Below are 11114 nucleotides of genomic sequence, written 5' to 3'. Positions count from 1 at the left end.
TTGGACTCGGTCATGGAGAAATTTAAAATTGAGAATGACCAGTTGAGACTCGATAATTTCTTGATCACTAGTTTTCAGCTCAGATGTTGGCAACACGAATCCTTCTTGAATAGCACTCAGTAAATCCTTAAAGGTATCTGTTAAGGACTTTTCATAGACAATTGACAGAGTAGTGAGGTTAAAATAATTACCGACACAAGCCGCTAGTTGCAACACTTTCTGGGTAGCAGCTGGGAGTTTTTTGAGCTTGCTGACCATCAACTCTACCACATTATCAGTAATCCCTACCGACTCAATTTCAGAAATATCCCAATGCCATTGAGCTTGATGTCCATCTTTAGGAGCCTTAAACCTTACTAGATTTTCCGCGTGAAGTGTTTGGAGAAACTGGTTGACAAAGAAAGGATTACCAGCGGTTTTATTCACCACCAATTTAGCTAATGGTATCACTGACTCTCCCTGAGTTTGTAAGGTATCAGCAATTAGTTGATTGATCTGATTTTCTTGTAAAGGCGCTAAGGTTATTTGCTTTAAAGTAACCCCCAATTCTCCCAGCTTATCTAGGGTTAGCATCAGGGTATGAGTGGCGTTGACCTCGTTATCCCGATAAGCACCAATTAACAGTAAGTACTCCGTTTCTTCATTAGTCATGATCAGCTCAATCAGCTTCAGTGTAGCGGTATCTGCCCACTGAAGATCATCAAGGAAAATCACTAGGGGATGCTCCTTAGCACAAAAGAGTTTGATGAAGTTCTGGAAAACTAAATTAAAGCGGTGTTGAGTCTCAGTAGGGGGAAGAGTTGCTACGGTGGGCTGTTTGCCAATAATTAGTTCTACTTCAGGAATCACATCAATGATCACCTGTCCATTAGGATGGAGTACTGCTAAGAGTTTTTCTCGCCACTGGTTGAGTTGGTCTTCTGGTTCACTCAGCAGTTGTTGGACTAAACTAGAGAAGGCACTGACAATAGCAGAGTAGGGGATATTGCGCTGAAATTGGTCAAATTTTCCAGAAATAAAGTATCCTCTTTGCCGAGTGATTGGTTTGTAAATTTCCCGTACTAGTGCTGATTTACCAATGCCAGAATAACCACTGACTAACATCATTTCAGTTCGAGACCGGGGATTGCTTAAATTTTGGACTGGTTTGGAGCTGAAGTTAGATGTTCTTGGTTCTTGGTTCTTGGTAGTGGCGATCGCTGCCACTCGCTCAAAGGCAACTAACAGTATCTGGACTTCTTGCTCTCTACCATAGAGTTTCTGCGGAATGTGAAAGGTTTCCGAAATGTCTTGCTTACCTAGGGGAAATGGTTCGATGTTGCCAGTGGTCTGTAACTGGTTCAAGCATTTTTCTAAATCTGCTTTGATGCCCCACGCACTTTGATAACGCTCCTCAGCGGTTTTTGCCATTAATTTTAGGACAATATCTGACAACAGTTGAGGAATCTGTGGAGAGGTTAAGGTTAAGGTTTGTTGTTGATGGGGAGGGATAGGTTGTTTGGCAAGATGACAATGGACTAACTCCATCGCCTCAGTAGTCTCAAAGGGGAGTTTGCCTGTGAGTAATTCATAGAAGGTAACCCCAAGAGAGTAGAAATCTGTACGGTAATCTAGGCAACGGTTCATTCTCCCGGTCTGCTCTGGGGAAATATAGGCTAATGTTCCTTCTAGAACATGGGGATTTTTTAAGGTGGGAGTTTCTCTGAGTAACTGGGTAGAAATGCCAAAGTCGATAAGTTTGATTTCCTCGGTATCTGGGTTATAAATGATATTACTGGGATTAATATCTTTATGGATAATGTTGACTCCATGAATCGCCCCTAAGCTATCGGTGATTTGGATAGCTAATCTCAAAAATTCTTCTAGGGGAAACTGGCGTTTAGTTAGCCAATTAGTTAAGGAGTCTCCCCCAAAGTCCTCGAAGGTAATAATCAGTGTATTCTGATACTTATATAAATCATAGGCTTTGATAACTCCTGTAAAATTTAGAGAGTGAATGAGTTGATATTCTTGTTTATATCTGGTCAATTCTGATTCGGTGGGATAATCTTGCTTGAGGACTTTGATAATCACCGATTGATGGTCGTTATCTCTAATCCCGCGATAAACGATTGAATTAGAACTTTCGTAAATTTTAGTGTTAACTTGATAGCCGTTAAGAGTAATCATAGATAGCAGAGAACAGGGAATAGAGAACAGGGAATAGAGAACAGGGAGCAGGGAGCAGGGAGCAGAATGTAGGGTGCCTTAGGGCTGGGCTTGTACTCATTTTCCACTTCGTCTTCAGGGTTGGGACAGCCCGGCAGAAGATTGTAACGGGCAAGATGCCCGTTCCACAGCTGATGCCCGTTCCACAGCTGATGCCCGTTCCACAGCTGATGCCCGTTCCACGGCTGATGCCCGTTCCACGGCTGATACCCCTTCCACGACTGATGCCCATTCCACACACTGGGTCAAACAGCTTTAATGAGATGCATCCCTTAAGAGCATCCTGGTGCTAGATTAGGTGCTCCATCAATCTATCAAAGGGACTACAGTCAAAGAATTCCCTAAACTGTTGCGACATTAACACTAAATTAATTGTGAGAATTTTTGATATGAAGTTCCCGATTCCCGATTCCCGATTCCCGATTCCCGATTCCCTACTCCCTGCTCCCTAGTCCCTTTGCAGATAATTTTGACCGCCGATGGATAATTCGATCCACAATAAAAGCAGCGAACGCACCAACGCCAACACCAAGCAAAATATGAAATACCACAAACACGAAACTGTAACTCAAGCAAGGCTGGAGTCCAGCTTCAGGACTAGGACAATCTAAGGATCCGTTCCGGTCTAGTTTGGTCAGGATCGCTTCTAGAGGTTGTTTAGCATCGGTTTGGGAAGAAATACCACTGACTGCTAGGCCGGTACCGACGGAGGTGATCCAAAGTTGTAGTCTTTTCTCCTGTTTCTCAGCTTCTTTGTCTCGGGCTCGATCAGCCTCCTCCTTCAAAGTGAAAAGCGACATCATCAGTAGTTTTATCCTTGAGCAGGTCTACTCGATATCCTGACTGTTCTTCAATTTCAAGCTGCTTAGTCACTCCAAAGTTTTGAGAGATAATCTCGTTGCACTTGTCCCAGAGTAAGGTAGTTGGCTGACTAGTTTTTAGATGAAAGGCAAATAAATGGACATTAGGCGCATAGACTTTAGAGGTCATGGGTATTTTTTTAAAATAGCAATTGTTGTTTTTAGGGAGCAGGGACCAGCGATGCAGCGCGGTCTTGGGGGTTTCCCCCATGAGCGACTGCATCAAGACGGGAGCAGGGAACAGGTAAGAGTGAATTCGGAAGTGGAAACCGGTAAAAAATTATGTGGGTGTTGCTTATTAATAGAATGATTTTAAGAGTTTTTAGGTGCCCTTGACCTATTAAGAATTAAATTCGCCACGGGTCGCACCTGTAGAATGGGCATCTTGGTGGAACTGGCATCTTGCCAGTTACAATCTTCGGGCGGGCAGGATGCCCACTCTACTGAGATCTCCCTACTCCCTATTCCCTATTTCCTGTTCCCTGTTCCCTCTTCTCCCTTCCCTTTACTATTAAGTTTATCCTTTACTTGCTCGCGCAGTTCCTGAAACCAATTCTCAAGGCGATCGGGCTGAATAGGTTCAGTGGGAGGAACTTTGCCAAGCTCTGTCTTGTCCTTGTCAAATTTTCTGAGTTTATCCCTGATTGTCAGCCGTTCCTTAAACCAATTCCTGAGAATTTCCTCAACATTTTCTGGTGGGTTACTCTGCAAACGGGCTAATGTCCGGTCTAAGTCCTGTAAGTCTTCCCTAGAAAACCGTTCCGGTCTGGTTTCCAGGAAGTCGGTAAATACTAGAAGTTGAGGGTCAGAAATCATGATTTTACTCTCCAATTACACAAAATGCTGCCCAGTAGTAGGGGTTTTTGAAAGGTTGCTCATCTGAGTTAAACCAATCCAGTGCTTGTTCAATTTTTTTCATCAAAGAGTTATCTAAAGGTAACTGCATACTCCAGGTTAGCAACTGAGCCTGGGTGCTATCCCGCAGCCAGAATTGGGCTTGATTAAGGGCAACTGCTAAAGCCATTTGCTCTCGTAGATTCTGATAAAATTTAATCATCAACAACGCTGTGGATAAATCGTTTACCATCCACAAGCTACTAACTACCGCTGGAGTTCCAGCCACTAGAAAACCACTAGGTAAACCAATGTATTCATCGCTAATGTTAGTGTAATCAATCAATCCCGTTTCACAAGCAGAAAGGGTGACCAGCCGACATTGTTCTAGTTGTAAATCAAAGACTTCATCGATAGTCAGACACTTCTCTAGGTCAACTACTTCCTCTTCACTTATTCGTAAATAGCGCTCCGAATTGGGTTCAGCAGCTGGGGATTTGTCGGCATTGGCCAGGATTAGAGCCGATTTACGGGGTTCTTGGAAATTAAAGTAACCGTGACAGCTAAAATGTAAATAGTGGTAAGTGTTGAGAGGTTTGCGATCGATGGCGGCTTTGGTGGCAGCGTTTTCCACAAGAACCTCTGGCTTTGGTGGTTCCTTGAAATAGCTTTTAATTACGTCTACTTCGATAGTAGTGTAATCTAAATCAGCACTAGGATTTTGAACCGCAAACAGGTGGGTAAACTCTTCTGGGCGTTTTCTAGTTTTAGCAAGTTGCAGTAGTTGACAGCTAGGGGCGTAACTTACCCCTGCTGGAAACCGATCCATTAGAATTTCAGATGTCGCTTCTCCGTGGTGACTGTTGATAGGTAAAGCATGAAGCGGGAACAAATGTAAAACCTGATGGGGGATTAAAATTAAGCGATCGCACTCTGGGGATATGTGCTGAATGATGTCATCAATGTGCAGAATCTCACCAAGGGAATGTAAGCGGTTACTCAGGTCGTTTTGCCAATCATATTTTTCGTTGTTGTAGCTTTGCAGATATTCATTTCTCCATTTTTCCAATTTCTTTAAGTCTTGCGCTTCAGACTGCCAAACGATAGGCTGCTGGGTTGTATTGGTAAAGATGAAAGTGAGCAGCTTATTTTCTGTAATGTAAAATTCTACAATGGCAGTGTGGTTATCTAAATTATTATGAAATTGCTCAAAGTTAAAGCTAGAACCGATACGTAAATATTGGTCTTGTAAATCATTCCGCTGCTGTCGCAATTCTTGAAGACGTTGTGCCAGGGCTGTTGGATTTTCAGCTTTGCCATGCTGGATTTGATATTGACCTATGGCTATTTCATCCCTGTATTGTTCTAGTTTAGTAACAACTTCTGGGGGAAAGATGGTTTTCAGGTCACGGCTGAGAATATTGTCAACTAAATTCTGATTTTTGCTCCGTTCAACATATTCAATAGCTTCTGTGATATTAGTTAAGTCTAGGGAAACTTCTACCATACCTCGATAGCTTGGGTTGTACTTTTCAGCTAGTTTAGTCTTGTATTCTTCTACTCCAGAACCATAAAGAATTTCATCTCGCAGGAATTCTACGGTTTTAATGGCAGCATCAAAAGCCTGGTAAGCTTCCGGGAAATTTTGAGCATCTCGGTAAGCAAAACCAAGGTTATTTTTAGTATCTAGATAGTCTCGGGGAAACTTGTCACGGGTGCGTACTTCTAAAGCCAATTGGTAGCAAGCGATCGCATTTTCGAGGTTTTGTGCTTTCTCCCCTGTGATTCTTTCATAGTAAGCACTACCGAGATTGTGTTGAGTCGATGCCCATTGTTCGGGAAACCTTTTACGGGTAAGTACTTCTAAAGCCAATTGGAAACAAGCGATCGCATTTTCGAGGTTTTGTGCTTTCTCCCCTGTGATTCTTTCATAGTAAGCATTCCCGAGATTGGTTTGAGTACTTGCCCAATCAACAGGAAAAGCTTCACGGGTGCTTACTTCTAAAGCTAATTGGTAGCAAGCGATCGCATCTTCGAGGTTTTGTGCTTTCTCCCCTGTGATTCTGTTACAGTAAACATTACCGAGATTGTTTTGAGTCGATGCCCAATGAACAGGAAAAGCTTCACGGGTGCGTACTTCTAAAGCCAATTGGTAGCAAGCGATCGCATTTTCGAGGTTTTGTGCTTTCTCCCCTGTGATTCTGTCACCGTAAGCAATACCAAGATTATATTGAGTCGATGCCCAATCCATAGGAAAAGCTTTACGGGTGCGTACTTCTAAAGCCAATTGGTAGCAAGCGATGGCATCTTCGAGGTTTTGTGCTTTCTCCCCTGTGATTCTTTTATAGTAAGCACTACCGAGATTGTTTTGAGTCGATGCCCATTCCTCGGGAAACTGGTCACGGGTAAAAACAGTTAGTGCCACTTCATAGCCAGTGATAGCAATTTCGATATTTTTAGCTTTGTCACCCAAAGGGAATTCCTGAATTCGATTGCTTAAATTTAAAATATCTGCTGCTATAAATTTTGTTTTATCTGCTTCCGCTGCCGCCAGAAAAGGTGTTGACCAAGCCCGCCATTTTTCTGCTAATTCACCATTAAGTTTGTCTGTATTGTTTGCCAGTAATGGGTAAACTATCTGGGCATCACCCTCACTGTCTGCGCTTGCTTGTAGCACATCTAAGAGAAAGTCAAGTTGGGCATCAGATGGGGAGCAGGTCAAAGTTGCAGAACATTTGTACTATGTACCATTAGAGCAAGCTTAAACCCATGAGGGGGCTATAGATAATGTACAAATATTCGGCATTTGTGACATGCTCCCCCTATTACCTATTACCCATTACCTATTACCCATTACCTATTACCCAGATAAGCGTACAAATGTTCTGCATAAGTGACATGATCCCCATCAGATGTGTTGTGATTCACCCCTATCATTAACTCCCATCAATAGCTCTATAGTATCTCCTATTATTTTATAGCCTTTCTCCTAGCTATGAAGTAAACATTATTTTTTCCCTATTGCTAGCATGCCTCTTACCTGGCGCGTAGCGCTATACCTAATTGCAACACTGAGATGCCCCCAACCAGTCCTGCCATGTGAGAAAATTGTACTCGTTTATTAGCAACAAGTACTAGTTAATGAGAAACTAGTACTTGTTAAGAAGAAACCGATACCCGTTTGTTACACACCAGTACTGGTTTTTGTAAACGAGTACTGGTGTGTGAGAAAATAGTACTCGTTAGAAATAAATGGGTACTCGTGTGTTAGAAATGATTACCTAGTCTGGTGTATTGTTAACCCTTGACCGTTATAGCCCTACGCGCAAGTCAAAAGTATAGGGTTTTTAGGGAGCAGGGAGCAGATAAGAGTGAATTGCAAACCGCTGTATTGATAATTGTGATATTTTTGCCATCATGGAAGTAACTCCTATTTAGGTGGGAGGAAAACCGCGCTGGCGTTGGTTAATGGTTTGAACCAGCGCGGTTATTAGTCTTAGTCTCAATATCTATATTATAGATAACTCCTGGCAAAAATGCAAGGGGCAATTTAAAATATTTACATTTATTTACAAATACTATTTGTAGGGATTGATGCACTAAATTATGGATAAATAATGATAGCAATGGAAGTCTAGTTTAGGACATATTTTTTAGGCAAAAGGTAACAATAACGTAAGTATTCAGCAATCAGCTATCAGCTTACATCGGGAATCTGGAATGTAATACTTGTGGTTCAGTAATTTTGTATCCCAATATCATCAAGGGATGATCAAATTAGTATAGAGTTTTTAATAGCTATCAGGTACACAGGATTTTTCACCTCTTGCCTCTTACCTACTCCCGACTCCCTATTCCCTATTCCCTATTCCCTATTCCCTATTCCCTATTCCCTTTCCTAGATCCAATTACCAAATAGTCCTTAAATCCAAAACAAAACCAGGGAGAACCTCTTCTCCAGATAGACTTGTCGGAAATTCTAAAATTTCTACTGGTTTCCCCTGACGATAAATCTCAATTCGTCTATTTTCCCGATCAATTAACCAACCCAAACGGGCTCCATTTTCTTGATACTCCTGCATTTTTGCTTGTAGCGATGCAGCGCGGTCTTGGGGGTTTCCCCCATGAGCGACTGCATCAAGACATCTCTTGAGAGAATCAGTAGGAGAGCGTAACTCAAGGACAAAATCAGGACACAAAGGCACAAACTTTTGTTGTTGCTGTATAGTCAAAGCATCCCATCTTTCTTTAGTTATCCATGACGCATCAGGAGAGCGGTCGGCATTATTAGGTAGTTTAAATCCACCAGAAGAATCAAAAACAACCCCTAAATTATGCTTTCTATTCCATGCTTGTAGTTGATAAATCAGATCAGCATTGCGATTGCTGGTTTCTCCACCAGTTGGAGACATGATCAAAATTTCTCCCAATACAGTACGTTCAAAGCGATAGTCACGGTTATGTTGACACAATTGCCAAAATTGCTCATCAGTTAGTTGAACGATTCCCTTAAAGTCTAGGGTAATGGTATCCATGATTATCTATCGTGATATAGCGGTTTTCAATTAGGTGAGGTTTTTAGGGAACAGGGAGCAGGGAACAGGGAGCAGGGAGCAGGGAGCAGGGAATAGGGAGCAGGGAGCAGGGAGCAGGGAGCAGGGAGCAGGGAATAGCGTGGCACAGGCTTTTACGCTGTGACTTAACTCAGATTAAACGAATGCTTACCTCTTTTATAGCGTTTTCTAGCCTAATCAGGTACACAATATTTTTTCCGTGTTTCCTCTTGCCTCTTGCCTCTTGCCTCTTGCCTCTTGTATGCATGCCTCTTGCCTCTTGCCTCTTGCCTCTTGCCTCTTGCCTCTTGCCTCTTGCCTCTTGCCTCTTGCCTGTTCCCTGTTCCCTGTTCCCTGTTCCCTACTCAATTCATATAACTTTCCACTAAAGTCAAAATCTCTTCTTCTTGAAATCCATCCGCTAAATCTTTGAGTTTATTAGCAAAAGGCCGATAGTTTTCATGGAGATGTTCTAGGAAGATAGCGCGATCGCGAATCTTTTTCATACTACCGAGCATGGCCAATTCGTAGAGTATTTCCATTTCCTCAGGGGGGGGTGGGATAATTGCTGCTGTCTCACCTGAGATCGTGCCATTTTTGCTCAAACCAATGTCATCAATTGGTTCATACACCCACTCAATTGGTAAATATTGCCCCAATAAAGCCAATAATTTATTCTGGTTAATTGGTTTAGACAGAAAAGCTTGACAACCGACTCTCTTACTTTTGTTCTGATCCATATCCAGGACGCTAGCTGAGACAGCAATGATTGGTATGTCTTTAATCTCAGGAATTTTTCGGATTTCGTTAACCACTTCAAAGCCAGTTTTAACTGGCATGACTAAATCAGTCAAAATCAGGTCTGGGTGAAGCTCACTAGCTATATCTACTGCTTGTTGACCATTCTCGGCGGTGACGATATCAAAGCCAATGGGTTCAAGCATATTGAGCAAAACTAAGCGATTTTCCAGTTGGTCATCCACGACTAATATTTGCCATGTTTTACCTTTGTAGCCCTTAATTTGACCCACTATTTCGGGTTGAGCTTTGGTAACGGTTTTGACCACAGGAAAAGGGATGTCAGACCAGAAGGTAGAGCCTTTACCTAATTCACTAGTTACCATCAGTTGACCCCCCATTAACTCCACCAGTTGCTTAGAGATAGCTAAGCCTAAACCAGTGCCAGCAGAGCGCCGTTGGGTATCACCCACTTGTTCAAAGGGTTGGAAAATTGTTTCTAACTGTTCCGGGGACATGCCAACGCCGCTATCAATGACTTGAAAACGGATAATTGAAGTAGTCTCTTGTTGCTCAATTAAGCTAACTCGCAACGTGACTTGACCATGGTCAGTGAATTTGATAGCATTACCTAATAAATTCAGCAGTACCTGTCGCAGTCGTTTCTCGTCAGCTTTAATGCCATCAGGTAAGTTATCCTCAGGGTTATATTGGAATAAAATATCTTTTTCTAAGGCTCGCATCCTAATAATCGCTACCACAGTTTCCAGGAAGCTTTTAAAATGTAAGTCACTGGGGTAAAGTTCCAATTTACGAGCTTCAATTTTAGATAAGTCTAAAATATCGTTGATCAGAGTCAACAAATGGTTGCCGCTTTGCTCAATAATAGTTAAACCATCGATTTGCTTGTTGCTTAGATTCCGGTCTCGCTTCAGGATTTGAGCATAGCCAAGAATGCCATTGAGAGGAGTACGCAATTCATGGCTCATGTTAGAGAGGAATTCGCTTTTAGCTTCGTTAGCCGCATCAGCTGCTTGTTTGGCTTCTGCTAATTCAGCAGTGCGTTCGGTAACTTTCTCTTCTAAATTGCTATAAACTTGAGCATTTTCGATGGAAATCGCAGCTTGGGAGGTGAGCAGATTTAAGATTTCTAATCGGTCTGGGGAAAAGGCTCCAGTGGTGAGATTATTTTCTAAATAAAGTAAGCCAATTAGTTGACCTTGATTCATGATAGGAGTACACATCAGACTCCGGGGTTGCTGACGGATAAAATAGGGGTCAGCACCTAGGATAGTCTCAACCGTGATATCATTAATAACTAAGGTTTCCGATTTCCGTTTCACATAATTGATCGCACTTTGGGGAATATCTGGGCTTTCTTCCACTGCCATAGATTCCACTAACGTGACTTGATTAGCGGTTTCCATCGCCTCAAGCACTAACCGCTCACCTTTTACCAAAATCAGAGCACATTTGTCAGCACCGGCATTTTCCATCACCACTTGCATCAACGTCGAGAGCAACTTATCAAGCTGGATTTCCTCAGAGAGGGCCTGGGAGGCTTTGATCACCGTAGCCAAATCCAAAACAGTGGAAGCGTTGCTAGTGGTGGTATTAACCCCTTGAGTGGTGAGGTTGGTGATCGTCTCTGCTGTGCTGATATTGGTAGTTTTCTCGGTAAGAATGGAACTGAGAAATTGGGGATAGCGAATTTCCAAATGCTCCACCTTAGTTTTTGCGCCCCAGTGACTATAGCCATAGTAAGCACGAGTCAAGTAGGCTTGGGCAATGGTTTCTTTACCCCACTCTAAATAGAATTTAGCAGCAAGTTAATTAGCCAGGGCTTCGTCTTGGATGTATTGGTTTTCCTTTGCTGCAGCAATGGCGCGGTCATAATACTCCATGGCTTCCAGCTTTTGAT

Annotated in this window: 10 protein-coding genes; 2 read left to right on the top strand and 8 right to left on the bottom strand. The window is 42.5% G+C overall.

The annotated features are described in order from the left end of the window. The 4 genes from F6K52_RS24145 to F6K52_RS24130 form a co-directional block, all read right to left on the bottom strand. Nucleotides 1-2169 (bottom strand): serine/threonine-protein kinase PknK (locus F6K52_RS24145; protein ID WP_293083895.1); only part of this gene is annotated, 2169 nt, incomplete at its 3' end. A gap of 114 nt (nucleotides 2170-2283) precedes the next feature. Beyond that, nucleotides 2284-2457 carry a hypothetical protein gene (locus F6K52_RS24140; RefSeq protein ID WP_293083893.1) on the bottom strand — a complete coding sequence of 58 codons (174 nt, stop codon included), beginning with the start codon at nucleotides 2455-2457 and terminating at the stop codon, nucleotides 2284-2286. Nucleotides 2458-2642: 185 nt separating this feature from the next. Then, nucleotides 2643-3011 (bottom strand): hypothetical protein, encoded by a 369-nt coding sequence (locus F6K52_RS24135; RefSeq protein ID WP_293083888.1) that lies wholly within the window; start codon nucleotides 3009-3011, stop codon nucleotides 2643-2645. Next, a complete protein-coding gene (locus F6K52_RS24130) occupies nucleotides 2977-3198 on the bottom strand; it encodes a hypothetical protein (protein ID WP_293083883.1) in 222 nt (73 codons plus the stop codon). Before F6K52_RS24130 ends, F6K52_RS24135 begins: the two co-directional genes overlap by 35 nt. Before the next feature lie 51 nt (nucleotides 3199-3249). Between F6K52_RS24130 and F6K52_RS24125 the strand changes: the two genes are divergently transcribed. Further along, nucleotides 3250-3378, top strand: coding sequence for a hypothetical protein (locus F6K52_RS24125; RefSeq protein WP_293083880.1), 129 nt, complete (start codon nucleotides 3250-3252; stop codon nucleotides 3376-3378). A 158-nt stretch (nucleotides 3379-3536) separates the two neighbouring features. Here F6K52_RS24125 and F6K52_RS24120 read toward each other — a convergent pair whose 3' ends face one another. From F6K52_RS24120 to F6K52_RS24110, 3 genes are all read right to left on the bottom strand, one after another. Continuing rightward, the gene (locus F6K52_RS24120; RefSeq protein ID WP_293083876.1) at nucleotides 3537-3884 is read right to left on the bottom strand and encodes a hypothetical protein; all 348 of its coding nucleotides are present in this window, start codon (nucleotides 3882-3884) and stop codon (nucleotides 3537-3539) included. Nucleotides 3885-3888: 4 nt separating this feature from the next. Further along, a complete protein-coding gene (locus F6K52_RS24115) occupies nucleotides 3889-6624 on the bottom strand; it encodes a CHAT domain-containing tetratricopeptide repeat protein (protein WP_293083871.1) in 2736 nt (911 codons plus the stop codon). A 1186-nt stretch (nucleotides 6625-7810) separates the two neighbouring features. Next, the gene (locus F6K52_RS24110; protein WP_293083866.1) at nucleotides 7811-8437 is read right to left on the bottom strand and encodes a Uma2 family endonuclease; all 627 of its coding nucleotides are present in this window, start codon (nucleotides 8435-8437) and stop codon (nucleotides 7811-7813) included. A 182-nt stretch (nucleotides 8438-8619) separates the two neighbouring features. Between F6K52_RS24110 and F6K52_RS24105 the strand changes: the two genes are divergently transcribed. Further along, a complete protein-coding gene (locus tag F6K52_RS24105; RefSeq protein WP_293083861.1) occupies nucleotides 8620-8844 on the top strand; it encodes a hypothetical protein in 225 nt (74 codons plus the stop codon). Here the strand turns inward: F6K52_RS24105 and F6K52_RS24100 are convergent. Next, nucleotides 8821-10968 (bottom strand): GAF domain-containing hybrid sensor histidine kinase/response regulator, encoded by a 2148-nt coding sequence (locus tag F6K52_RS24100; RefSeq protein WP_293083857.1) that lies wholly within the window; start codon nucleotides 10966-10968, stop codon nucleotides 8821-8823. The two genes, F6K52_RS24105 and F6K52_RS24100, sit on opposite strands and share 24 nt — an antisense overlap. Nucleotides 10969-11114 lie beyond the last annotated feature (146 nt).

Source organism: Moorena sp. SIO3H5, assembly GCF_010692395.1.
In the GTDB taxonomy this organism is placed as follows: domain Bacteria; phylum Cyanobacteriota; class Cyanobacteriia; order Cyanobacteriales; family Coleofasciculaceae; genus Moorena.
This window is presented reverse-complemented; position numbering and strand designations above follow the sequence as displayed.

Bases quoted from the DNA above. Each gene is read 5' to 3' on its own strand.
- F6K52_RS24125 (WP_293083880.1), top strand. From the start codon at position 3,250: ATGCAGCGCGGTCTTGGGGGTTTCCCCCATGAGCGACTGCATCAAGAC.
- F6K52_RS24105 (WP_293083861.1), top strand. From the start codon at position 8,620: ATGCTTACCTCTTTTATAGCGTTTTCTAGCCTAATCAGGTACACAATA.
- F6K52_RS24110 (WP_293083866.1), bottom strand. From the start codon at position 8,437: ATGGATACCATTACCCTAGACTTTAAGGGAATCGTTCAACTAACTGAT.
- F6K52_RS24130 (WP_293083883.1), bottom strand. From the start codon at position 3,198: ATGACCTCTAAAGTCTATGCGCCTAATGTCCATTTATTTGCCTTTCAT.
- F6K52_RS24135 (WP_293083888.1), bottom strand. From the start codon at position 3,011: ATGATGTCGCTTTTCACTTTGAAGGAGGAGGCTGATCGAGCCCGAGAC.
- F6K52_RS24120 (WP_293083876.1), bottom strand. From the start codon at position 3,884: ATGATTTCTGACCCTCAACTTCTAGTATTTACCGACTTCCTGGAAACC.